Genomic DNA, 24233 nt, shown 5'->3' with positions numbered 1-24233 from the left:
AACCGCCTGAGGCCGCACGTCGCAGGGTGATCCACGATTTGAGACAACGTTGTCGTAATTTCTCACGTTTTTTGCGGAAGTCAACACGCCCATCTCCGTCAGAGCCGTCACCGCCGGCCCGAAAGCATGCCGCGAACGTTCCGCCACACGATGACGGACAGCGCGCCAAGTGACGAAGTCCACCGCCTTATTGCAGTGCAAAATCGTTGATATGACATAAAAAGTTTTCAGCCAAAGCGGATATGTGGCATAGTGAATATATTCAATAACTTCGCACACATCGCCGATATGCGCTTGACGGCATCGCCAAGCATCTGTCGTCGAGGGCATTGACAACGTTGTCCCTATCCAGCAGCTTGAGGAGAACAAGAGTGGCCCGTGTCAGGGCCGCAGGGCATGCGTCCAGAATTGGACCGGGAGAGGGAAATATGAGCCTTAAATCTATGAAATCCGTCCGCCATCTGGTGGCTGCGGCGGCTGCAACCGCCGCCGGCATGCTGGCCTTGCCGGTCATGGCCGCTACGCCGGTCGCAACGGTGTCCGGCAAGGTGGAGGGCGTGACCGCCGCCGGCGTCGAGTCGTTCAAGGGCATCCCCTTCGCCGCGCCGCCGGTCGGCGACCTGCGCTGGCGCGCCCCGCAACCGGCCGCCAAATGGTCGGGTGTTCGCAAGGCCGATACGTTCGGCCATGACTGCATGCAGACGCCTTTCGGCGGCGATGCCGCGCCGCTGGGGACGACACCGGCGGAAGACTGCCTGGTCATCAATGTGTGGCGTCCGGCCGGCGTCTCCCCGACGGCCAAATTGCCGGTGATCTTCTGGATCTATGGCGGCGGCTTCGTCAACGGAGGCTCCTCCCCCCCGGTCTATGACGGCTCGGCTTTCGCGCGCAAGGGCGTGATCATGGTCAGCTTCAACTACCGGCTGGGGCGCTTCGGCTTCTTCGGCTTCCCGGCCCTCAGCGCCGAGAACAAGGACAACGGCCTGCTTGGCAACTACGGCTATATGGACCAGATCGCCGCGCTGAAATGGGTCCAGGCCAATATCGCCGGCTTCGGCGGCGATCCCGCCAATGTGACCATTTTCGGCGAATCGGCCGGCGGCGGATCGGTGCACACCCTGATGACGTCTACGCAATCGCAGGGGCTCTTCGCCAAGGCCATCGTCCAGTCGGGCGGCGGCCGTGGCAACCTGATGGGCAATCGCGAACTGACCACGGACAAGCCCAACCTGCCGTCGTCGGAGACGCTTGGGGTCAATTTCGCCCGCCGCAAGGGCGTTCAGGGAAGCGATGCCGCGGCCCTGGCCAGTCTGCGGGCGCTGAGTGCCGAAGAGGTCAATGACGGCCTCGGCATGATGACCATGGGGCAGGCCGGTGAAACCTACGGCGGCCCGATGGTCGATGGCCGCATCGTCGCGGAAGCGCCCCAGGCGGTCTACGAGGCCGGGCGCCAGGCCAAGGTGCCCTTCATGATCGGCGGCGACACCGCCGATATCGGCTTTGGCTTCGCCCCGACCAAGGAGGCTGCTTTTGGCGCATTCGGCGCGCTGGCCGACCAGGCGAAGGCGGCCTACGACCCGGACGGCACCAAGCCGTTGCCGCAGATCAATGCCGAGATCGCCATGGACAAGATGATGATCGAGCCGTCGCGCTTCGTTGCCGCGACGCTGGCCAAGCAGGGGCTGCCGGCCTACGAATTCCGTTTCGGCTACGTCGCTGAGTCCATGAAGTCCGAGTGGAAGACGGGCACGCCCCATGCCACCGAAATTCCCTATGTCATGGACACGGTGAAGGAAAAGTACGGCGACAAACTGACTGCCACGGACGCCAGAATCGCCGATCAGACCAACAGCTACTGGGCCAACTTCGCCAAGACCGGCAATCCCAACGGCGCGGGTCTGCCGCAATGGCCGAAATACGACCCCGCGGCTGACATCCTGATGGTGTTCACCCCGGAAGGCGTGCCGGTGGCGCAGGTCGATCCGTGGAAGGCGCGGATGGAGGTCACCGCCGCGGCGGCCGACCTGCCGCCGCCACCGCCCGCGCCGACGCGCACGGCCGATGGTCACTACGCATCGAAGGTGACGCCTCTGGGCGATATGCTGGACGATGCTGCCGCCAAGGCCGTCCTCAATACCTATATTCCCGATGTCATCAACAGCCCCAATATCGGCATGGGCCGCGCCATGACCCTGTTGGCTCTGCAGGCCTATCTGCCGGCGCTGACGGACGAACTCCTGGCCAGGATCGACGACGACCTGGCGAAACTGCCGGCCCGGAAGTAATCCGGATCCGCGTCTGCCGGCCAAACCGGCAGACGCGGATTTACATATGCCCGGTCCGGGGAATAGTATCTCGCTTCGGATCGATCGGACTGCCTGTGCGAAAACTCACCATTGTCGATGTCGCGCGCGAAGCGGGCGTCTCCATCAAAACCGTGTCGCGCGTTCTGAACCATCAGGCGGGGGTGGGGCCGCAGACGCGGGCGCGCGTGGCAGATATTATCAAGGCCCACGATTTCAAACCCAATGCCGCGGCGCGCGCCTTGCCGGGGGCACGAAACTACAATCTCGGTTTTCTGACGCGCAGCATCTACAGTCACTACTATTTCAATGGCCTGCACGCCGGCGTCATGCGGGCCTGCCGCCGGCATGGCTATCATATGGTGCTCGAAACCATCGAGGACTTCGTCTCCGACGGCAAGGATGCCTTTGTCCGCCGCCTGCGTGCCTCGCATTTCGACGCCCTGATCCTGGCGCCGCCGGTCAGCGACATGCCGGAGATCATGGCCATCCTCGATGACATGGAAATGGGCTATGTCCGCATCTCGCCCACGGTCGAACTGGAACGGGCGCCCTTCGCCTTCATGAACGACCAGGACGCGTCATACGATATCATGGATCATTTGTGGGGCCTGGGACATCGCCAGATCGCCTATCTCGGGTTTCGCGATACCGGCGCCAGCGCGGAGCGCTACGCCGGCTATGCCCGATTTTTCCGCGACAAGGGGCTGGCGCCGCCCTATCCCCGCACGGAGTTGCCGCAGACGACCAGCGCAACGGCCTTCCGGGCGGGTGAGGAGCTGGTGACGCGCAAGGACCGGCCGACCGCGATCTTCGCCGCCACGGACTTCCTGGCCATGGGCGTCATGGCCGCGGCCGCCAAGCATCGCCTGATCATTCCGTCCGACCTGTCTCTGGTCGGCTTCGACGACAGCCCCGGCTCGGAAAGTGTGTGGCCGCCCCTGACCACCATCCGCCAGCCGATCGAGGAGATCGGCGAAGCGGCGGTGGATCTTCTGGTCGCGGGGCTGGGCGGTGACCTGGCGGACCGGACCAAGACGGCCCGGCGATTGGACTACAGTCTTGTCGTCCGTGAATCGACCGCGCCACCGCCGCTGGCAAAGTAAGCCAAAGCGCGTATTTACCTTAACCCTTAGCGTCCCGGAAACCGCCCAGGGTTTAGAATGTGCACGCAACTCGCGCAAAAATATCGGAAATTTCCTGAACCTTAACGCAGCCTCTTAAGCCGCTGTTAACTCAGCACTGGGAAATTACTGCCTAGTCAGCGGGACGCGAATAGCGACGTCCCGCTTATTTGGTGATCAGGGTGGTTGCACGTGGAGTCCTTTTTTAACGGCTTGCAAAGGTTCGGTATTGGCCGCTTGACGGCGATCCTGGGCGCAGCGGCCGGTATTGCAGCCGTGATTCTGGCGATCGTGCTGAACATCAGCGCCCAGCCCCAGGCCCTGCTTTATTCCAATCTCGACCTTAAGGAAGCGTCCGAGATCACCACCGCCCTCAGCCAGGGCGGCATCAAGTATGAAGCCAGGGGCGACGGATCGACCATCATGGTCAACCGCGACCAGGTCGCCGACGCCCGCATGATGCTGGCTTCCAAAGGCCTGCCGACCCAGGCCAGCGTCGGCTATGAAATCTTCGACAACGCCCCGGCCCTGGGCCAGACCGAAGCCGTCCAGAACATCAACAACCAGCGCGCCCTGGAAGGCGAACTGGCCCGCACCATCCGCACCCTGCGCGGCATCAGCTCGGCGCGCGTCCACCTGGTCATGCCCAAGCGCGAACTGTTCGAAGACGCCGCCGGCCAGCCCACGGCCTCGGTCGTTCTGGGCCTGTCGGGCGGCGCTCTGAGCAGCGAATCGGTCGCCGCCATCCGCAACGTCGTCGCCACCGCCGTACCCAACCTGAAGTCTGACAACGTCACCATCGTCGACGACCGCAACCACCTGCTGGCCGCCGGCGGCGAAAGCGATACCGCCATGGGCGCCGCCGGTTCGGCGCGCAAGTCCGAGATCGAGGACTCGGTCCGCAAGCGCGTCATGGAAATCGTCGAAGGTGTGGTCGGCCCGGGCGCCGCCCGCGTCATGGTCACGGCCGAGATCGACCAGACGGCCACCACCCGTGAACAGGTCGAATATAACCCGGACGGCCAGGTCGTCCGTTCGACCAGCACCAATTCCGGGACCGAAACCACCGCCGATCCCAACTCCGCCGGCAATACCACCGTGTCGGCCAACATGCCGGGCGGCCAGCAGGCGCCGACCATCGCCACCACCGGCAACAATTCCCAGCAGGATTCGGAAGTCACCAATTTCGAGATTTCGACCACCAAGACCACCGAGGTCAAGGGCCCGGGCGAGATCAAGAAGCTGTCGGTGGCGGTCGTCGTCGACGGTGTCGAAACCCCGTCGGCCGACGGCAAGGCGCCGCCGGCCTATGCGCCGCGCTCGGCTGAGGACATGCAGCGTATCCAGGAACTGGTCCAGGCGGCGGTCGGTTACGACCAGACCCGCGGCGACCAGGTTCGCGTCAGCAATATCCGCTTCAGCCGCGGCGACTTCGCCGCCGGTACCGACGCCAAGCCGCCCCTGTTCGACTTCGACAAGAACGACATCATGCGCGCCATCGAAGTCGCGGTACTGTTCATCGTCGCCCTGCTGGTCATCTTCCTGATCGCCCGCCCGCTGCTCAAGTTCATCAATGGCGGCGGCGTGGCCGGCGGCACCTTCCTGGGCGCGGCCAATGGCGGCAACCAGGCGGCCCTGGCCGGAGCGGGCGCGACCGGTCCTTCGATCAGCTACCAGGCGGCCGACAATATCGCCGCCACCGGCCTGGTTCCCACCCAGGAACAGGAGCAGCGCATCGACATAGCCCGCATCGAGGGCCAGGTGAAGGCGTCCTCGGTCAAGAAGGTTTCGGAGTTCGTCGACCGCCACCCGGAAGAGTCGGTCTCCATCCTCCGCTCCTGGCTCCATGATAGCTAAGCCATGAGAAAATCCATCATCGATGACAGCAAGCGTCTGACCGGGGTCGAAAAGGCCGCGGTGGTTCTGCTTGCGTTGGGCGAAGATCACGTCGCCCTGTGGCAGGCTCTGGACGAAGAAGAGATCAAGGAAATCTCCCAGGCCATGTCGTCCCTGGGCACGGTGGCCGCCAATGTGGTCGAGGAACTGCTGGTCGAATTCGTCGCCGGCCTGTCCTCGTCCGGCACCATCATGGGCAGTTTCGAACAGACCCAGCGCCTGCTGGGCTCGTTCCTGCCGCCGGAAAAAGTCGAAACCCTGATGGAGGAAATCCGGGGTCCGGCCGGCCGCACCATGTGGGACAAGCTGGGCAACGTCAACGAAGCGGTGCTGGCCAACTACCTGAAGAACGAGTACCCGCAGACCGTCGCGGTGGTCCTGTCCAAGATCAAGGCCGACCACGCCGCCCGCGTCCTGTCGTCCCTACCGGAAGACTTTGCGCTGGAATGCGTCCAGCGCATGCTGCGGATGGAGCCGGTCCAGCGCGAAATCCTCGACAAGATCGAACAGACCTTGCGCGTCGAGTTCATGTCCAACCTGGCGCGGACCTCGAAGCGCGACAGCCACGAACTGATGGCCGAAATCTTCAACAATTTCGACCGCCAGACCGAAAGCCGCTTCGTCGCCGCCCTGGAAGAGCGCAACCGCGAATCCGCCGAACGCATCCGGGCCTTGATGTTCGTCTTCGAAGACCTGTCGAAGCTGGATCCGGGCGGCGTCCAGACTCTGCTGCGCGCGGTCGAAAAGGACCAGCTGGCCCTGGCGCTGAAGGGCGCCTCGGACAGCCTGCGCGACATGTTCATGTCCAACATGTCGGAACGCGCCGCCAAGATCATGCGCGACGACATGGATTCGATGGGCCCTGTGCGCCTGAAGGACGTCGACGCGGCCCAGATGGCCATGGTCCAGGTGGCCAAGGACCTGGCCGCCAAGGGCGAAATCATGCTGGCCGGCCAGGGAGGCGACGATGAGCTTATCTATTAAGGTCGCGACCTTCCTATCCTCCCCTGCTTGCGGGGGAGGTGTCGAGCAAGCGAGCCTTCTTCAGGCGAAGCGCGTCGAGACGGAGGGGGCGTTACAAGCTCCGAGCTTCCGGTTCCCCCTCCGCTTCGACGCGCGTCGCCCTTTGGGCTTGCTTGCTCAGCACCTCCCCCGTGCAACGGGGGAGGATAAGCACGCCGGAGTTTCTCATGCCCACTAGCGCCCCCATCCAGCACAAGAAGTTCGAATTCGGCACCGTCTTCGGCGACGGTGGCCGGGTCCTGGCCGAACAGCAACGCGAAAAGAAAGCCTTCACCCCCGATGAGGTCGAAGCCATCCGCGCCCAGGCCTATGCCGACGGCGAGGCTTCTGCCCTGGCCCGCGCCCAGATGGCCCAGGCTGCGGCGATCCAGGCCCTGGCCGACGCTGCGCATCAAGGACTTGGTTCGATCAACGACGCCGTCAACCACTACAAACAGGCCTGCGTCGACCTGGCCCTGATCTGCGCCCAGAAAATCGCCGCCGAAGCTCTGGCGCAATTCCCCCAGGCCCCGGTCGTCGCCACCTTGGAAGCCCTGGGCCAGGAGATCGAAACCACGACCCGCCTGATCGTCCATGCCAACAACCCGTCGGAGGAACTGAAGGCCGCCGCCATGGAGGCCGGCGCCTATGCCGGTTTCGCCGGCCAGATCCAGTTCCGCGACAAACCCGCCTTCCCCAAGGGCGCCTTCGAGATCCTGTGGTCGGAAGGGCGCGCCGAGTTCAATCCGCAGCAGGTCACCGAGGCGCTCGAAAAAGCGCTGCACGAAGCGCTCGAAGCCGATGCGTATCATCAATCCCGCGCCCACGGCGCACATAGTTAAGGTGTAAAACCCCATGGCCGATCTGGGTCTGGAAGATTTCGAGGATACCGGTCCACACGGTGGCCACGACGACGAAGGCGACAAGGCCGCGGCCGATCTCGCCCCCGTCTTCGATGTGCCGGTCAACATCTCGGCCGTGCTGGGCAAATCCTACATGTCGGTGTCGCAGTTGCTGAAACTGGGCGCCGGCAGCGTGCTGGAACTGGACCGCAAGGTCGGTGAGGCGATCGATATCTATGTCAACAACCGCCTGGTGGCGCGCGGAGAAGTGGTCGTGGTGGACGATCGCCTGGGCGTAACCATGACGGAAATCATCAAGAGCGAGGACTCCAACTCATGAGACTGCTAGTCGTAGGAAAGCTGAGCGGCCAGCTGTCGGTCGCGGTCAAGATGGCCATGGACACCGGCGCCAAGGTCGCCCATGTCGATACCCCGACGCAAGCCACCGACGCGCTGCGCCGTGGCCAGGGCGCCGACCTGCTGATGGTCGATTACGAGCTCGATATCAAAAGCCTGATCGAGGCCAATGAGCGCGAGCATATCTTCATCACGGTGATCGCCTGCGGCGTCAATCCGGACCCGCGCAAGGCGGCGTTCGCCATTACCGCCGGGGCCAAGGAATTCATTCCGCTGCCGCCCGACGCCGAGCTGATCGCCGCCGTCCTGGCCGCCGTGTCGGACGACTCGCGGCCGCTGGTCACCAACGATCCGTCGATGCAGGCGGTGCTGAAACTGGCCGACCAGGTTGCGGGCTCTGACGCCTCGGTGCTGATCACCGGCGAAAGCGGCGTCGGTAAGGAAGTCATGGCACGCTACGTCCATGAAAAGTCGCGCCGCGCCACCAAGCCCTTCATCTCGGTCAACTGCGCCGCCATTCCCGACAACCTACTCGAATCCGAGCTGTTCGGCCACGAAAAGGGCGCCTTCACCGGCGCCATGGCGCGGCGCATCGGCAAGTTTGAAGAGGCCGACGGCGGCACGCTTCTGCTGGACGAAATCTCGGAAATGGACGCCCGCCTCCAGGCCAAGCTGCTGCGCGCGCTTCAGGAACGGGTCATCGACCGCGTCGGCGGCGCCAAGCCGGTGCCGGTCAATATCCGCGTCCTGGCCACCTCCAACCGCAACCTGGCGGCCGCGGTGCGCGACGGCAGCTTCCGCGAGGACCTGCTGTACCGCCTGAACGTCATCAACCTGGCGATCCCGCCGCTGCGTGAACGCCCGGCGGACATTGTCGCCCTGTCGGACTTCTTCGCCAAGAAATATTCCGAGGCTAACGCCATTACCCTCAAGCCGATTGGTCTGGAGGCCCGGCGCCGGCTGCAGGCCCATCCGTGGCCGGGCAATGTCCGTGAGCTGGAAAACGCCATGCACCGGGCGGTGTTGTTGTCGTCGGGCTCCGAGATCGATGCCGAAGCCATCCGTTTGCCGGACGGCCAGCCGTTGAATCCGGTGGCGCCGGTGGGTTCGGACTATGTCGGCCGGGTCAGCCTGGCGGCGGAGAGCGCGGCGCGCACCTTCGTCGGCTCGACGGTGGCCGAGGTCGAACAGAAGCTGATCCTGGATACGCTGACGCATTGTTTGGGCAACCGGACGCATGCGGCGAATATCCTGGGGATTTCGATCCGGACCTTGCGCAACAAGCTGAACGAATACTCGGCGGCGGGCATCTCTGTACCGGCCCCGCAATCGGGCGCCAGCGCGGCATAACGGGCGGTAATTCGGTGCAGGGCTATCAATACCCTGCCATCGTCCCCATATGTAGTCGACCGTGGGCCGTGTGATCGTCATGCCGCATCGCGTTTCAAGCGAAAAGGCAGCCTATGAGACAGAAATCTCACGGCCCCGCGGAGGTTTCCCTCGCCAAGGGCCTGTCGGCCCGTGCCAGCAAGGCGGATGTTTCCGTTCACACCGGGGACGAAAACCAGCGCCCGGCGCTCCAGCACGGACGGGACGAAGGCAATGATGCGCCGCGCTACGCCGCCGTCCGTTACAAACGTCCGCAATTCTACCTCAAGATCGATGGCCTGACCGGCGACCGTCCGCCCCCGCCCAAGCCCAAGCCCGAGCCTACAGACGGATAACCGGCGCTTCTTAACCGCTTGTTCACCATCGACCGGGTAGATTTTGCCTAGCGCTCTGCCCTTGGCGGAGCTGCGCCCGTTTTTCCCGTAGACGCGTCTGGAGTCCTTTAGTGGCAAACGCTGCGGCCGTGCCGTTCAAGTTCTCCGAAATCCTCGGGTGGATCAAACGCGGCGACATCATCATGGCCGTCGGCGTGATCTCGATCATCGTGATCCTGATCCTGCCGATGCCGCCGCTGATCCTGGACATCCTGCTGGCCCTGTCGATCACCTCGGCCATCCTGATCCTGATGACCGGCCTGTTCATCAAGAAGCCGCTGGATTTCAGCTCCTTCCCGACGGTTTTGCTGGTCACCACCCTGTTCCGCCTGGCGCTGAACATCACCTCGATGCGGATCATCCTGTCCCACGGCCAGGAAGGCGAGGAGGCAGCCGGCGCGGTTATCCATGCCTTCGGCAGCATGATGACCCAGGGCAACTACATCATCGGGGGCATCCTGTTCGCCATCCTGGTGCTGGTCAATTTCGTCGTCATCACCAAGGGTTCCGGCCGTATCGCCGAAGTCGCCGCCCGCTTTACTCTGGACTCCATGCCAGGCAAGCAGATGGCCATCGACGCCGACCTGTCGTCGGGCCTGATCGACACCGAGGAAGCCAAGCGCCGCCGCAAGGAGGTCGAACAGGAATCGGGCTTCTTCGGCGCCATGGACGGTGCCTCCAAGTTCGTGCGCGGCGATGCCGTTGCCGGTATCGTCATCACCCTGGTCAATGTCGTCGGCGGCATGCTGATCGGCATCCTGCAGCACGGCATGGAGGCCGGCGTCGCCGCCCAGACCTACCTGCTGCTGACCATCGGTGACGGCCTGGTCACCCAGATCCCGGCCCTGATCATCTCGATCGCCGCCGGCTTCCTGGTGTCGAAGGCCGGCGTCGACGGTTCCGCCGACAAGGCCCTGGTCACGCAACTGGCCATGAATCCGGTGGCGCTGGGCATGGTTTCGGCGGCTTCGGGCGTCATGGGCCTCATCCCCGGGATGCCGATCCTGTTCTTCGCCGCCATCGCCATCGCTACCGGCCTGCTGGCCTGGAAGGTCGGCCGGGCGCCGAAACCGCCGACACCCCAGGAAATCGCCGCCACCGAACAAAGCCTCTTGCCGCCGGAAGAGGAACCCATCTCGGCGGCCCTGGCCATCGACGACGTCAAGATCGAGCTGGGCCTGGGGCTTCTGGGCCTGATCAACGACCTGGACGGGCGAAAACTGACCGATCAGATCAAGGCTTTGCGCCGTACCCTAGCCCAGGAGTACGGCTTCATCATGCCGTCGGTACGCATCCTCGACAATATGCGCCTGGCCAATCAGGGTTACTGCGTCCGCATCAAGGAGATGGAGGCCGGCGCCGGCGAAGTCCGCATCGGCGCCCTGATGGCCATGGACCCGTCCGGCCGCCAGGTCGAGCTGCCGGGTGAACACATGAAGGAGCCGGCCTTCGGCCTGCCGGCGACCTGGATCGACAACGCCCTGCGCGAAGAGGCGACCTTTTTGGGCTATACCATCGTCGATCCGGCCACGGTGATCACCACGCACCTGACCGAGATCCTAAAGGACAACATGTCCGACCTGCTGTCCTACGCCGAGCTAACCAAGCTGCTGCGCGACATTCCAGGCGACGACAAGAAGCTGGTCGACGACCTGGTCCCGACCGTGGTCTCGACGGCGACGGTGCAACGCGTGCTGCAGGCCCTGTTGAAGGAGCGCGTCTCGATCCGCGACCTGCCGGCCATCCTGGAAGCCCTGGGCGAGATCGCCTCGCACACCAAGTCTATCAGCCAGATGGTCGAACACGTCCGTTCGCGCCTGGCGCGCCAGCTATGCTGGCAGAACCGCGGCGACGACGGCGCCTTGCCGATCGTCACCCTGTCGCACGACTGGGAGAACGCCTTCTCGGCGTCGCTGGTCGGTCAGGGCGAGGACCGCCAGCTGACCATGGCGCCGTCGCACCTGCAGGAGTTCATCCGCTCGGTCCGCGACGTGTTCGAACGCGTGTCGATGAACGGCGAGGTAGCGGTGCTTCTAACCTCGCCGCAGATCCGTCCGTTCGTGCGCTCGATCATCGAACGCTTCCGCGCCAACACGGTGGTGATGAGCCAGAATGAAATCCACCCGAAGGTGCGCCTGAAGACCGTTGGTCAGGTCTAGGCAAGGCCGCGCTTTGTGTTAACCTTCCGTGACGGAGGGGCGCATGGATCAGAACAAGCTGGACGGTAAATCACCGAAGCGGGCCTGGTTTGCCCGCCATTGGGGGCGCGTATGGCCGTGGAGTCCCGTGGGCTGGGGCCTTACCCTCTGTTTTTTTGCCGCCTTTATCGGCCTTCTGGTCTACACCAAACGTATCGAGGCGGCCGGAGGTGATACCCAACCGTGGTTTTTGGGCCAGATGGCTCTGTTTTTCGGATTTAGCATCCTGGTCTACGCCACATCGCGCAAGCCATAGCCGGCTGGAAAGGCTTGTGGTCCTTTTCATTTAACAGATAATATGTTATCCATTATGGTATGTTTTAGGCTATAAGGGATAATATATTGGCTATATCTCTCTATACGCCTCAAGACGTCCTGACGGAAGTCTGCCAACGGTTCAAAGCTTTGCGTCTGGCCTCCGGTCTCACCCAGGAGGGGCTGGCTATGCGATCAGGCGTAAGTCTTGGATCGCTCAAACGTTTCGAAACGAACGGCCAGATTAATTTCGACAGTCTGCTGCGCCTGGCCCTGGTGCTGGGGCGTCTGGACGACTTTCACCGCTTCGCCGAAACCCTGGCGCCTCCGTCGCAACGGACTCTTGATGATTTCGATGAGGGGCCACCTCCCCGCCGGGGGCGGCGCACATGACCTTCTCGCCGTCGAATGCGCTGAATGTCTTTCTCGACAGCGGTCCCGAGCGTCGCCGCGTCGGCCGGCTGGGCTTGCGAGACCGGCGCATCCGATTTGAATATGATCCGGACTTCGTCACCACTGGCCTGGAGCTTTCCCCGTACAAATTACCTTTGGGGCTTGGTATAAGGACGGCGGATGACGGTTTCGAAGGCCTGTTCGGGCTGTTCAATGACAGTCTGCCCGACGGCTGGGGCCGGCTTTTGCTGGATCGCCGCGCGCGGGCGCAGGGTATCGACCACAGGACCCTGACGGCTTTGGACCGGCTGGCTTTTGTCGGTGGCGATGGCATGGGCGCTCTGGTCTATGAACCCGACCTGAGTGAAGCCGACCGGCCCTCGGTCGTCGATCTGGACAGTCTCGCCCATGACGCCCGGGCGGTGCTTTCGGGAGAAGCCGAAACCGTTATCGATTCTTTGCTGGCTCTGAATGGATCGTCCCAGGGGGCGCGGCCGAAAATCACCGTCGGCGTCAGCCCGGATCGCCACCGGATTTCCGCCCAATCCGGTGATGGTCTGGAACCCTGGCTAATCAAGTTCGCCGCGCAGGGCGACCCGGATGACATCGGCGCCGTCGAATATGCCTACAGCCTGATGGCACGTGCAGCAGGTCTGGACATGCCGCCCACCCATCTGTTCCTGACGGGCAAAGGGGGCTATTTCGGCATCCAACGCTTCGACCGCCAGGAAGGCCGGCGCGTGCACATGCACTCCCTGTGCGGATTGCTCCATGCCGATCACCGGGTCCCAAGCCTGGACTATGATATGGTCCTGCGTGTCACCGCCGGCCTGACCCGCGACATGCGTGAGATGGAGCGCGCCTTCGCCCTGGCCTGTTTCAATGTGCTGGCTCACAACCGGGATGACCACAGCAAGAACTTCGCCTTTCTCATGGACGCCGGTGGTGAATGGCGGCTGTCGCCGGCCTACGATCTGACCTTCTCCGCGGGGCCGGGCGGCGAGCAGAGCACGACCGTAATGGGGGAGGGGCGCGCACCGGGCATGGTACATCTGCGTCGACTCGCCCAAAAGCATGGAGTGAAATCCGCCGAAGTGATTCTGGAACAGGTCGACACCGCGGTTCGCCGATGGCGGGATTTCGCGGCGGCGGCGGGCGTGACGGATACAATGGCGGATCTGATCGGCCAACGCCTGCAAACCCCTTGACATTTCCGCGACATAGCGCCTTCTAGACGAACACAGTTCGCCCAATTCGCGTATAAGGCTAGGTACATGAAACAGGTTATCCGACAAGTCTTCGGCTCGACACGGCCGCGCGACATCTGGCTGGACCTGTTCACCTTCAACCGCCTGCTGTCCAAGCCGATCGTTCATATCATCTACTGGTGCGGCCTGGGGCTGCTGCTCATCTCGGCCTGCGGCGTGCTGGGCGTGGCCATCGGCCAGGCGATCAAGGACGGCTCGGTCATGGGCTGGGTCCTGTCCCTGCCGGTTCTGATCATCGGCTGGCTGTCGATCCTGATCTGCATCATGCTGTGGCGTGCGGCGTGCGAATTCTTCCTGGCGGTCTTAAGCATCGCCGAGGATTTGAGCGCCCTGCGCGCCTATCAGGAAAAGCTGGAGCAGCCGAACACCCAGGCTGCCCCTCAGCCCCAACCCCAACCGCGCGCCGAGGCCGAGGCCGAGTACGACGTCCAGACGGAACAGGCGGCGGCTCCGGCCTCAACGCCAGGACAAGCGCCGACCGTGGACGACGAACGCAACATCCTCGAAGATCCCTTCTTCCGCCCGCGCTTCGAACGCCGCGACATCTGACGCCTGCCGGCGACCTAATCCGCGACCAGCCGGTCCAGCAGGGCTGTGACTTCCGGCGTATTCCAGTCGACCTGACTGTCGATCCTGGCCACTTCACGTCCTTCGCGGTCGAGGAAAATCGTCGCCGGTAACCCCCAGACGCCCCACTCGGTCATTGCGGAACTGAGGTCCGGGGCGAACCAGGCCTCCAGCGGCGGATTCTGCTGCATGAACGCGTTGGCGTTACCGGATTGGTCCGGCGTATCGACACTGACCGGAACGACGCGCAACCCCCGTCCGGCGTAGCGCTGCTGCACCTGCGCCAGTTTCGGCACTTCGAAGCGCGAAGGCGCCACCCAGGTGGCCCAGATATGGACCACCACGACGTCGCCGCGCAGGTCGTCCAGCCGTACCGGCTGCTGGTCCTTGTCAAAAAGCGGAACCTCGACCAGCGGGCGGGGCGTCTCAAAGGTTTCGAGATGGGACAGGGCACCCGTCGCATAGCCCTTCAGCGGGCCTTCCTGGGGTGGCCTGGCCGCTTCATGCGCCGGGTCCCGACCGGCGGTCGCGCATCCGGTAACCCCCACGACCATGGCCGCCATGACGGCCGCAGCCCATACGATCCTGCCTCGAGCCATAGCTCCCTCCCCAAAGGCGCAACGGACCTATTCTGACCAGAAGCCTCTGCGAGTCAACCCGCGTCGATCAGCGCATCATCGCCACGAACCGCTCGGCCATGGCCTTCGGCCGGCCGCGATCATCGAACAGGGCCGGTTCGTCGGGGATCGGCCCCTTGCGTTCGCGCGCCGAATTGAGCCACGAATCCTTGTCGCGCAGGCTCCACACGGTCAGGCCGTACCGCTGCACCGCCGGCACGTCGTTATAGGCCGCAATCACCGCTTCGAAGACCTTCAACTGGTTCAGCCTTGGCTCGACCACATTGGCGAGCGGATCGCCCCGCAGCGAGATATCCAGCTCCGAAACATGCACCTGCAAACCCAGTGAGGCGATGTCGCGGATCGCCGTCGTCACGGCGCCCGGCGCCAGGTCCGCGCTGATATGCATCTGCGTGCCAATGCCCTGCAGCGGTGCGCCGTTCTTCAGCAGCGTCTCGCATAGCCGCAAAAAGGTCGTCCGCTTGGCCGGGGTCAGCTCCAGATTATAGTCGTTCAAAAACAGCACGGCCGCCGGATCGGCCTGCCGCGCCGCCTCGAACGCCAACCCGATATAGTCGTCGCCCAGCACCTCACGCCACAGGCACGGCCGCAGCCCCCGCCCGTCGTTCCACACGGGCTCATTGACCACGTCCCAGCCGCGGACGATGCCGCGATACCGTCCCATCACCTTTTGGATATAGCCGACATAGGCATTCAGAAACGCGTCCGGATCGCCCTTCAGCCGCTGGAACGTCAGCCCGTCCTGGGCATACCACACCAGGGTATGGCCATGGACCTTCATGCCGTATTTGCGCGCGAACGCGGCCAGGGCATCGGCGCGGTCGAATTGCAGCGACCCGTCGTCGCGCAGCATATATTCCATCTTCATCTCCCACTCGGCGGTGAGCTGGGAGAAGTTGGCGACAGCGAGCTTCGCCCAGTCCGGATCGGCCAGGTGGAGATGGCGCGCGGCGACGCCAAGCGGGTAGGGGGCTACGGATTTAAGCGCCGGCACCTGGGGCGGATAGGCCGCACAGGCCGGCGTGGTCAAGACAAGGGCACCGGCGCCCGCCAACAGCGCGCGCCGATCCATCCTTCCAGGCCGTGAGCGGCCTGGCAAGGGCGACTGCCCGTCCGAGCTTATGCGAGGAGCCATGCGGCGCTTGAGCTAAAAAATGCGTGATGCCATCGGCATCACGCACGTTTCATACGCAAGGCGGCTTCGTCCAGCGCGGCGTTTTCGGCCTTCTTGAAGGCCTCTTCCCGGCGCAGCTTGGTGACCTCGGCGACATGCTCGAACTTCTTCAGGTCTTCGAAGGCCAGGCCCAGCTGGTCGCGGACCCCGTCTTCTTCACGGGCGATCAGTTCCAGCTCGGCAATCGCGTCGTCGCGGCGGACCTTATGGCCGCGCTTATAGGCGTTGAGGCTGTAGGCCATGCCGACATCGTTGCCAGCCTTGACGCATTCCAGTTCGAATTCGGCGTCCAGGGTGGCGACCTTCATCTCGACATGGGTGCGGCGTGTGACCACCTCGGCCAGGCGTTTCTGCAGCGTTTCGACTTCGAAGGTGGAAAGGCGGATAAGGGATTTGGCCCACTTCGTCATGGTCTACGCTCCTGCGAAAATCGGTTCGCTGCCCGACTTGAGGCGGTTCGCGCCTATAATCAAGCCTAGCTTAAGATTTCCGCCAAAAGGGTAAAGGACTCGTCAAGAGGTGTGTATTCATCCTTACCCTGGCGCAGAAAATCCTCGACCGCCGGGTTCAGCAGGATGGCCCGGTCGACATCGGGGTCGGCGCCGGTGCGATAGGCGCCGATGCGGATCAACTCTTCCATGTTGGTATAGGCCGACAACACCTTGCGCGCCTGGCGGACGACCTCGCGTTCGGGGATGGTCTGACAGTCGGGCATGGTCCGCGAGATCGACTTCAGCACGTCGATGGCGGGGAAACGCCCGCGCTCGGCAATCCCCCGGCTCATCACGATGTGCCCATCCAGGATACCGCGCACGGCATCGGCGATCGGCTCGTTGTGATCGTCACCGTCGACCAGGACGGTGAACAAAGCGGTGATAGGCCCGGCCTGGGTGCCGTCCTCCAGCACCGGTCCCGGCCCGGCGCGCTCCAAAAGCTTGGGCAGCTCGGCGAAACAGGTGGGGGTATAGCCCTTGGTGGTCGGCGGCTCACCCGTGGCCAGCCCGATCTCGCGCTGGGCCATGGCGAAGCGCGTCACCGAGTCCATCAGGCACAAAACTTCCAGCCCCTGGTCGCGCAGGAACTCGGCCAGCGCCAAGGTCATATAGGCGGCCTGGCGCCGCTTCAGCGCCGGCTCGTCCGAGGTGGCGACCACGACGATGGCGCGTTTCAAGCCCTCGGGCCCCAAGGTCTCTTCGATGAATTCGCGCACTTCACGGCCGCGTTCGCCGATCAACCCGACGACGACGGCGTCACAGGTGGCTTCGCGGGCCAGCATGGACAGCAGCACCGACTTGCCGACGCCGGAGCCGGCGAAAACGCCCAGGCGCTGGCCGCGGCAGCAGGTGGTGAAGACATCCATGGCGCGCACGCCGAGATTCAACCGCTCCCCGACCCGGGCGCGGGTATGGGCAGCCGGCGGCGCGGCTTTCAGCAGATAGCCGTCCGGACCCTGGGGCAGGGGGCCGTGGCTGTCGATGGCGGTGCCGAAACTGTCGACAATCCGCCCCAGCCAGGCGGTGGTCGGAAACACCTTGGAGCCTTCGGCGGAGATACGGATTTCGGCGCCGGGCGTGACGCCTTCGACGGGTCCGAAGGGCATCATGAGGGCGCGGTCTTCGCGGAAGCCCACGACTTCGACGGGGAGGGGCGGTTCATTGCGGCGGATGATTTCGCAGCGCGCCCCGACCTGCATGTAGGACAGCCCGCCCTTGGCTTCGATGAGGAGGCCATTGACGACGGCGACCCGGCCATAGACGCGCAGGGGTTCGACGGTCTTGGCGATCTGAACGAGATCCAACATGCCGGCGATTATAGTGAACGACGCCTTAAGATTGGTTAACGCCTCCTTTTCTTATACCTCCCTGCGCCTGCGCGGGGAGGGGGAGCGGACGACGACTGAGTGAAACGAAGGAGGAGATGTGGTGGTTGGGCGCCTTTCTTTCGTGTATCAAGGCCATCTTCGAACGGGGCGACCATGAGCATCAATCTGACACTAAAGCGCGCATCGAGTACGGATATCGCACGACTGCACGAAACGCCTGCAGCTATTCATGCATTTCTGGAAAAAGGCCGCCCGGCCCGCAGCGCGGAATACCTGGCAAAACAGGCGTCCATTGCGCGCCAACTGGACCTGCCGCCTGAACCGCCGCGGGTCGAAATCCCCTTTGATGTCTACCCATTCGACGACGAATTCAAAGCCTTCAAGCTCTGGCACGGGCTGCACTTCATGTTGTCGGGCGATCCCGATGGCGGCGACCTGCCCGCAGCCAGCCTGCTCGGCGATGAGCCGATCGGTGAGGAGGATGTCGGCTATGGTCCCGCCAATGCGTTGAGCGTGTCGCAAACGGCCGACTTCACCCGTTTCCTCGACGCGCTGGACCGCGCGGCTTTTCTGGAACGTCTGATCCCGGCGAAAATGCGGGAAAATGACATCTATCCCGACATCTGGGACGAAGACCTGGACGATCTCAAGGCGGAATTCGGCGACGTCTTCGATAGCCTTCGTGCTTATTGCCGCAAATGCACGGATCACGGCTTGGGCATGATCTGCGCTATGACCTGAATAATCAAACCGTCTTTTCAAACCAATGCTGTGCGTACGGATTGTCGTTATACGGCGCCACCTCGACATACCCCTGAGCATGATACAGTGCCTGAGCCTCAACCAAAGTCCCGTTGGTATCAAGGCAGACCTTCGCCATACCCCTTTGTTGCGCCAAACCTTCCAACTCACAAAGCAGCCGCCGGCCCAATCCCAACCCGCGAGCCTCCGGTGATACCCACAGCCGCTTGATCTCACCCGTCTCAAAATCCAATCGCTTCAAACCACCGCAACCGATGGCCTTGCCGTCCAGCCGCGCCACCACGAACACGCCATCCGGTGGCAGAAACTCGCTGTCGTCCAAAGGCCCGGCGGTATCCGGATCATAGCCCGTATCGAACCTCTGGTTCAGTTCGCGGATATACAGATCGACACACCCCCGCGCATCCACCGTCGCCGGCGACTCCGCCGACACGGTCACGGCCGCCGCGCGATACAAGCGCTCGACCTGCGCCATCGCCTCGACCAGCTTCAGCTTCTGCCGTTCATCCAGCGGCGCCAGGATCGACGACGCCAGATCGTCCGACAGCCGGTCATAGGTCTCGACCTGTGCCCGGCCGGCTTCGGTCAACCGGACATCGCGCACGCGCCGATCCGCCTCCGAAGGCGTCACTGTGATCATCCCCTGGCTTTCCAGCGCCCGCAGCAAACGGCTTAAATACCCAGAATCCAACCCCAGCCGATCGCGCAGCTCACGGGCATTGCCGCCGTCATGGCCGACTTCGAACAGCAGCCTTGCCTCACCCAGAGGCCGCCCCTGACCGAGATAGCTCTGGTCGAGCGTCCCCGCCCGCTGGGAGACGATACGGTTGAAACGGCGAACCTGGTCGATTTGATTTAACATTATCTGACTTTAGTCAGGTAAATTTGCGAAGGCAAGACATGCGCTCCTTTTCTCCTTCGCGTCTTCGCGTGAAATTTTATGCGACTGTTCCGGCGTGACGGTGTGTCCGGAGCACCATGAAGAAAGAAGGTTTCACGCGAAGACGCGAAGACGCGAAGAAGATTTAGTCCATCACAAACACCCCGACCCGATGCTCGCAGCTCTGCCGTGGTTCGGCGTCCTCCGGCGTTCCCGGATCGGTGAACGCCGTATGGAAACAGGTCTGCAGCCCGCTCCGGCGGCCATCCTTGAAATATTCGAACAGTTTGAACACCAGCACTTCACCAGTGGTCATGCCGGGATAGTACCACCACCTCTGCTCCGGACTGTATTTCAGCGACAACTGATTGGTATTCTTGCCCGACGGGGCAAACCCGACCAAGGCCGCCGGCACCACATCCTCCATGGCGATCGAATGCGGATCGCACACCGCCAGCGGCATATGCCGCAGCGGCCTTTCCATATAGACCGGCCGCCAGAAATCGAGCACCACGAACCCCGCCACCTCCGGCCGGTCGAACCGCTCACGCCACGTCGCAGCATACTCGGGCGACGAAAACGCCTCCAAACTTTCCTGATAGTCATCCGGCGTCAAACCATAGTCCTGATGCACCCCGTTGGCGTAGATATTCCCGGTATTGGGCCCCCGCCGGATCAAAAACGGCCCCTGTTCGACCTCCAGCCGCTGGCCCGGCATCAACCGCTCCCGGATCAGCCTATCGACCTCGGGCATATAGACGCGGGCAATCTCGTTCTTCTCCAAAGGCGCCGCGCCACCGGCATCCCAGTCGTGGACTGCCGACACATGGTCCAGCAGCACAAACCCCTGCGCATCCAGGAACTTCGCTTCATCCCGCCCGGCCTGCAACACCCGCGCATCGTGGATGGTCACCGGCGGCGTCTCCGCCCACGGCATGGAATCGAACGGCGGCTTGATGCGGATCTGCACCGGGCCATCCGGTTTCAGGTCGCGGCGGATAAAGCCGTTCAGGGTGGTTTCGACGGTCATGGCAGCCTCCTGTTCCTAGATTGGGGTGGCGATACAGCTTGGCAAGGCCGGCGTGACCTGGTCTAACAAACACCACCAGGGGGAAGAATGCGCGCCTACTACTCCGCCGATCGCGACAAATTCTACGCCGACACGCCTGACCATATCCTGGGCGAGCTGACGCGCGGCCATCATTTCGCGCTCGACCTGGAACAGAAACGCGCCTGGCAGCAACAAATCCGGGTCTTGCAGACCGCCCTCCTCGACGAAGACGACTTCACCCTCCATTTCGAGTTCGCCATCCCGCGCATGGGCAAGCGTGCCGACGTGGTGCTGGTCGTGCGGGGCTGCGTCTTCGTCATCGAGTTCAAGGTTGGTTCCGACCAGTACGACCGCCATGCCATCGAGCAGGTCGAGGACTACGCCCTGGACCTGAAGAACTTCCACCACGGCAGCCACCACCTGTCGATCGTGCCGATCCTCGTGCCGACCTGGGTGACGGAGTCCAAACCCTACCAACTGGAACTGGCGCTCGACCAGGTGGCGAAACCTTTGTTGATCGCCGTCGCCGACCTGGCTCAGGCCATCCGCCTGATCAGCCGCGGCCACAACAACGAGGTCGACACCGCCCAATGGCTGAGCAGCGGCTATCGTCCGACCCCGACCATCATCCAGGCGGCAACCCATCTCTACGCCACCCACGCCGTCACTGACATTACCCGCAGCGACGCCGACGCCATCAACCTGGGTCGCACCCAGACCGTGCTCAACACCGTCATCGACGCCTGCCGCGCGCAAGGCACAAAGGCCGTCTGCTTCGTCACCGGCGTGCCCGGCGCCGGCAAAACCCTGGCCGGGCTGAACGTCGCCACCCAACGCAGCGCCAGCCGCGACGACCAGCACGCCACCTTCCTGTCGGGCAACGGTCCCCTGGTCGACGTCCTGCGGGAAGCCCTGGCGCGCGACTACGCCTCACGCAGCAACGCCAGGAAGTCCGACGCTCACCGCAACGTCCACGCCTTTATCCAGAACATCCACCACTTCCGCGACGAATATGTCCGTGACGAAGGCCCACCGTCCGACCACATCGTCATCTTCGACGAAGCCCAGCGCGCCTGGACCCGCGCCCAGGCGTCGAAATTCATGCAGACCAAACGCGCCGTCGCCGATTTCGACATGTCCGAGCCCGAATTCCTGCTTGGTGTCATGGACCGCCATCCCGACTGGTGCGCGGTGGTCTGCCTGGTCGGCGGCGGCCAGGAGATCAATGTCGGCGAGGCCGGCCTGTCGGAATGGATGGCCGCCATCCGCGACCGCTTCCCGCACTGGCAGGTCCATGCCTCGGCTCAGATCGTCCAGCCCGACTACGACCTCAACCACGACGCCCGCGATTTCATCTCAGGCGACCAGGTGACCCTCCACGACGACCTGCACCTCGGGGTCTCCATGCGCTCCTTCCGCGCCGAGACCCTGTCGGACTTTATCTCGCACCTCCTGAACGGCGATGCCGAGGCCGCCCGCGCCGCCCATGCCCGGCTGGACCACTATCCCCTCGTGCTGACCCGCGACCTCGATCAGGCGCGCGACTGGCTGCGGCAACAGGCGCGCGGCTCGGAACGCTACGGTCTGGTCGCGTCGTCGGGCGCCCATCGCCTGCGTCCGGAAGGCCTGCACATCAAGGCCGGCATCGACCCGCCGGTGTGGTTCCTCAACGACCGCAGCGATGTCCGCTCGTCCTTCTACCTCGAAGAGGTCGCCACCGAATTCGATGTCCAGGGCCTGGAGCTGGACTGGATGGCGGTGTGCTGGGACGCCGATTTCCGCTACCTCGACGACTGGCGCGCCCAAAGCTTCAAAGGCACGCGCTGGCAACAGATTAACGACCCGATGCGGCGCCTGTATCTCAAAAACGCCTATCGCGTCATCCTGACCCGGGCGCGCCAGGGCATGGTGATCTTCGTGCCGCGCGGCGACGAAGCCGATCCGACCCGCCCGCCGGCCTTCTATGACGGCACCTATGACTTCCTGCGGGCGTGCGGTCTGCCGCAGCTTGGCTAACCCGCCGCGGCCTTTACCCGGTCTCGCAGCCACAGCCCCGCCGGATCGTTCGCCGCGCGGGGATGCCAGGCCATGGCCAGGTGAAACCGCTGGGGCGGCAGGGGCAGGGCGAAGGTCCGGATCGCATAGGCCGGCGCGAAATGCTCGGCGATGGACCGGGCCAGGCACATGACGCGGTCGCTGCCGGCGATCAGGGCCGGCGCGGCGGCGAACTGCGGCAGGTAGGTGTCGATGTGCCGCGTCAGCCCCCGGTCGCGCAGCCAGGCATCGACCATGCCGACACTGGCGCCGGTCGGTGAAATCAACACATGCCGCTCGGCCAGGAACTGATCCAGGCTCGGCGCCGCGCCGATGCGCGGGTGATCCACGCGACAGATGCCGGTCAGTTCATCCTCGCCGATCGTCTCGCGCCACGCCCACGTCCGCATTGCCCAGTCGTCACGGATGGCCAGGTCGTAATCGGCCTGGTTCAGCCGTTCTTCGAACCGGTCCTCGAACGGCAGGATTTCGAACGAAACCGGCCAGGCCGAAACCTGCGCCAACAGCTTAAGGAGAACCGTGGTCGCGGCATAGTCATTGGCCAGGATGCGGAAGCGCCGCGCCTGGCGCGCCGGATCGAACCCGGCCTCGGGATTGAGCGCCGCCGCGATATCGTCAAGCGCCCGGCGCACCTGCGGTAGCAGGCTCTCGGCCAGCGGCGTCGGATACATGACGTGGCCGCGCCGAACCAACAGCGGATCCTTCAGCGCCAGCCGCAACCGGCCCAGGGCATTGCTGGTGGCCGGCTGGCTGAGCCCGATGGCCGTGGCCGCGCGCGACAGGCTGCGATGCTCCAGCACCGCTGCCAGCACCTTGAGCAGATTCAGATCGAAGGCTGCAATATTCACCATGTGAATAGAGATAGTTCCGAATATCCATTTGAGCAATGGCGGGGCGTTTCCTAGATAAGGCTCTCAACCGGAGGATGACCATGCCGAAAACCCGTTTCACCTTTACCAGCCACGATATCGAACTGGTCGGCGACCTGTATGTGCCCGACACGGCCTCCAAAGGCATCGTCGTCACCACCGGTCCCCTGACCTCTGTCAAGGAGCAGGCCGCGGGCGTCTATGCCCGGGCGATGGCGGAGCGGGGCTACACAGCCCTGGCGTTCGACCACCGCACCTTCGGCGAAAGCGGCGGCGTCCCGCGCCAGCTCGAAAACCCCTATGCCAAGGCCGAAGACGTCTCCGCGGCCGTCACCGCCCTGCTGGCGCGGCCCGAACTGGCGGGCCAAAAGGTCTATGGCGTCGGTGTCTGCGCCGGCGGCGGCTACATGGCCCATGCCGTAGCCCACGACCCGCGCTTCACCGGCTTTGCCGGCGTCGCCGGGGTCTACAGCGACCGCGACAAGACCCGCGCCTGGATGGGGGAGAGCTATGACGCCGCCAAGACCCGCGCCCAGACCGCCCAGGCCCGCTTCGACGCCACGGGTCAGGCCGAAACCATCCCGGCCGTCGCCGAAGACCTCGGTGATGTCGCCATGCCGCTGAAGGAGGCCTATGACTACTACGGCACCCCGCGCGGCAAGGTGCCCAACTATGTCAACGCTTTCGCCGTCCAGTCGCGGCTCTATACCCTGGACTTCGACGTCCAGACCCTGGCGGCCGATATCCGGGTGCCAACCCTGATCGTCCATTCGCGCAACGCCCTGGCGCCGGCTTTGGCCGAAGCCTTCTTCGCCCGCCTGACCTGTGACAAGCAACAGCTGTGGCTGGAGTCCCAGGGCCAGATCGATTTTTACGACGACCCGCGCCTGATCAACGCGGCCACCGACGCCATCGACGCCTTCTTTGGTACAAAACGGGTCTAACTGTGATCTCCCACTCCGTTGTACCAGGGTTATAGCATTTGGGAGTGCCAAGCTCCCTCCTCCCTACGAA

Annotated in this window: 23 protein-coding genes; 16 read left to right on the top strand and 7 right to left on the bottom strand. The window is 63.8% G+C overall.

Features of this window, described 5'->3' with window-relative positions; all coding sequences use genetic code 11:
- Positions 1 to 428: 428 nt before the first annotated feature.
- From ABAC460_RS30890 to ABAC460_RS30830, 13 genes are all read left to right on the top strand, one after another.
- Positions 429 to 2285 carry a carboxylesterase/lipase family protein gene (locus tag ABAC460_RS30890; RefSeq protein WP_031236489.1) on the top strand — a complete coding sequence of 619 codons (1857 nt, stop codon included), beginning with the start codon at positions 429 to 431 and terminating at the stop codon, positions 2283 to 2285.
- A 95-nt stretch (positions 2286 to 2380) separates the two neighbouring features.
- Positions 2381 to 3409 (top strand): LacI family DNA-binding transcriptional regulator, encoded by a 1029-nt coding sequence (locus ABAC460_RS30885; RefSeq protein ID WP_023452491.1) that lies wholly within the window; start codon positions 2381 to 2383, stop codon positions 3407 to 3409.
- Between the two features lie 210 nt (positions 3410 to 3619).
- A complete protein-coding gene (gene fliF, locus ABAC460_RS30880; protein WP_023452490.1) occupies positions 3620 to 5284 on the top strand; it encodes a flagellar basal-body MS-ring/collar protein FliF in 1665 nt (554 codons plus the stop codon).
- Positions 5285 to 5287: 3 nt separating this feature from the next.
- Entirely contained in the window at positions 5288 to 6307 is a 1020-nt protein-coding gene (gene fliG / locus ABAC460_RS30875) for a flagellar motor switch protein FliG (RefSeq protein ID WP_023452489.1), read from the top strand.
- Positions 6308 to 6513: 206 nt separating this feature from the next.
- Positions 6514 to 7167, top strand: a complete 654-nt coding sequence (locus ABAC460_RS30870; RefSeq protein WP_023452487.1) for a flagellar assembly protein FliH — start codon at positions 6514 to 6516, stop codon at positions 7165 to 7167.
- A gap of 13 nt (positions 7168 to 7180) precedes the next feature.
- Complete coding sequence (gene fliN / locus ABAC460_RS30865; RefSeq protein WP_023452486.1) at positions 7181 to 7507, top strand: flagellar motor switch protein FliN; 327 nt, start codon at positions 7181 to 7183, stop codon at positions 7505 to 7507.
- A complete protein-coding gene (gene flbD / locus ABAC460_RS30860) occupies positions 7504 to 8874 on the top strand; it encodes a sigma-54-dependent transcriptional regulator FlbD (protein ID WP_023452485.1) in 1371 nt (456 codons plus the stop codon). Before fliN ends, flbD begins: the two co-directional genes overlap by 4 nt.
- Before the next feature lie 113 nt (positions 8875 to 8987).
- Positions 8988 to 9248 (top strand): hypothetical protein, encoded by a 261-nt coding sequence (locus tag ABAC460_RS30855; RefSeq protein ID WP_023452484.1) that lies wholly within the window; start codon positions 8988 to 8990, stop codon positions 9246 to 9248.
- A gap of 128 nt (positions 9249 to 9376) precedes the next feature.
- The gene (gene flhA, locus ABAC460_RS30850; protein WP_369794083.1) at positions 9377 to 11446 is read left to right on the top strand and encodes a flagellar biosynthesis protein FlhA; all 2070 of its coding nucleotides are present in this window, start codon (positions 9377 to 9379) and stop codon (positions 11444 to 11446) included.
- Positions 11447 to 11489: 43 nt separating this feature from the next.
- Positions 11490 to 11741: a hypothetical protein gene (locus ABAC460_RS30845; RefSeq protein ID WP_023452482.1), complete on the top strand. Its 252-nt coding sequence runs from the start codon at positions 11490 to 11492 to the stop codon at positions 11739 to 11741.
- Between the two features lie 86 nt (positions 11742 to 11827).
- Positions 11828 to 12133, top strand: coding sequence for a helix-turn-helix domain-containing protein (locus ABAC460_RS30840; RefSeq protein WP_023452481.1), 306 nt, complete (start codon positions 11828 to 11830; stop codon positions 12131 to 12133).
- The gene (locus ABAC460_RS30835) at positions 12130 to 13341 is read left to right on the top strand and encodes a type II toxin-antitoxin system HipA family toxin (RefSeq protein WP_023452480.1); all 1212 of its coding nucleotides are present in this window, start codon (positions 12130 to 12132) and stop codon (positions 13339 to 13341) included. Before ABAC460_RS30840 ends, ABAC460_RS30835 begins: the two co-directional genes overlap by 4 nt.
- Before the next feature lie 66 nt (positions 13342 to 13407).
- On the top strand, positions 13408 to 13950 hold the full coding sequence (locus tag ABAC460_RS30830) for a DUF4282 domain-containing protein (RefSeq protein ID WP_023452479.1): 543 nt from the start codon (positions 13408 to 13410) through the stop codon (positions 13948 to 13950).
- 14 nt (positions 13951 to 13964) lie between these two features.
- On the opposite strand, the gene ABAC460_RS0124275 is transcribed toward ABAC460_RS30830, so the two are convergent.
- The 4 genes from ABAC460_RS0124275 to fliI form a co-directional block, all read right to left on the bottom strand.
- Positions 13965 to 14567 (bottom strand): TlpA family protein disulfide reductase, encoded by a 603-nt coding sequence (locus ABAC460_RS0124275; RefSeq protein ID WP_081716461.1) that lies wholly within the window; start codon positions 14565 to 14567, stop codon positions 13965 to 13967.
- Between the two features lie 67 nt (positions 14568 to 14634).
- Positions 14635 to 15678, bottom strand: coding sequence for an endo-1,4-beta-xylanase (locus tag ABAC460_RS30825; protein WP_023452477.1), 1044 nt, complete (start codon positions 15676 to 15678; stop codon positions 14635 to 14637).
- Between the two features lie 101 nt (positions 15679 to 15779).
- A complete protein-coding gene (locus tag ABAC460_RS30820) occupies positions 15780 to 16190 on the bottom strand; it encodes a flagellar export protein FliJ (protein WP_023452476.1) in 411 nt (136 codons plus the stop codon).
- Between the two features lie 65 nt (positions 16191 to 16255).
- Positions 16256 to 17581, bottom strand: coding sequence for a flagellar protein export ATPase FliI (gene fliI, locus ABAC460_RS30815; protein WP_023452475.1), 1326 nt, complete (start codon positions 17579 to 17581; stop codon positions 16256 to 16258).
- A 174-nt stretch (positions 17582 to 17755) separates the two neighbouring features.
- On the opposite strand from fliI, the gene ABAC460_RS48170 reads away from it, so the two are divergent.
- Positions 17756 to 18343 (top strand): YfbM family protein, encoded by a 588-nt coding sequence (locus ABAC460_RS48170; RefSeq protein WP_023452474.1) that lies wholly within the window; start codon positions 17756 to 17758, stop codon positions 18341 to 18343.
- 4 nt (positions 18344 to 18347) lie between these two features.
- On the opposite strand, the gene ABAC460_RS30810 is transcribed toward ABAC460_RS48170, so the two are convergent.
- Both ABAC460_RS30810 and ABAC460_RS48165 read right to left on the bottom strand, forming a co-directional pair.
- Positions 18348 to 19226 carry a bifunctional helix-turn-helix transcriptional regulator/GNAT family N-acetyltransferase gene (locus tag ABAC460_RS30810; RefSeq protein WP_023452473.1) on the bottom strand — a complete coding sequence of 293 codons (879 nt, stop codon included), beginning with the start codon at positions 19224 to 19226 and terminating at the stop codon, positions 18348 to 18350.
- Between the two features lie 163 nt (positions 19227 to 19389).
- Positions 19390 to 20274, bottom strand: a complete 885-nt coding sequence (locus ABAC460_RS48165) for a CmcJ/NvfI family oxidoreductase (RefSeq protein WP_023452472.1) — start codon at positions 20272 to 20274, stop codon at positions 19390 to 19392.
- Positions 20275 to 20361: 87 nt separating this feature from the next.
- On the opposite strand from ABAC460_RS48165, the gene ABAC460_RS30800 reads away from it, so the two are divergent.
- Positions 20362 to 22311, top strand: a complete 1950-nt coding sequence (locus ABAC460_RS30800; protein WP_023452471.1) for a DNA/RNA helicase domain-containing protein — start codon at positions 20362 to 20364, stop codon at positions 22309 to 22311.
- On the opposite strand, the gene ABAC460_RS30795 is transcribed toward ABAC460_RS30800, so the two are convergent.
- Complete coding sequence (locus tag ABAC460_RS30795) at positions 22308 to 23201, bottom strand: LysR family transcriptional regulator (RefSeq protein WP_023452470.1); 894 nt, start codon at positions 23199 to 23201, stop codon at positions 22308 to 22310. The two genes, ABAC460_RS30800 and ABAC460_RS30795, sit on opposite strands and share 4 nt — an antisense overlap.
- 80 nt (positions 23202 to 23281) lie before the next feature.
- On the opposite strand from ABAC460_RS30795, the gene ABAC460_RS30790 reads away from it, so the two are divergent.
- Positions 23282 to 24163 (top strand): alpha/beta hydrolase, encoded by an 882-nt coding sequence (locus ABAC460_RS30790; RefSeq protein WP_023452469.1) that lies wholly within the window; start codon positions 23282 to 23284, stop codon positions 24161 to 24163.
- Positions 24164 to 24233 lie beyond the last annotated feature (70 nt).

Source organism: Asticcacaulis sp. AC460, from assembly GCF_000495795.1.
Classification (GTDB): domain Bacteria; phylum Pseudomonadota; class Alphaproteobacteria; order Caulobacterales; family Caulobacteraceae; genus Asticcacaulis.
The sequence above is the reverse complement of the archived record's forward strand: the minus strand, read 5'-3'. Positions and strand labels throughout refer to the sequence as shown.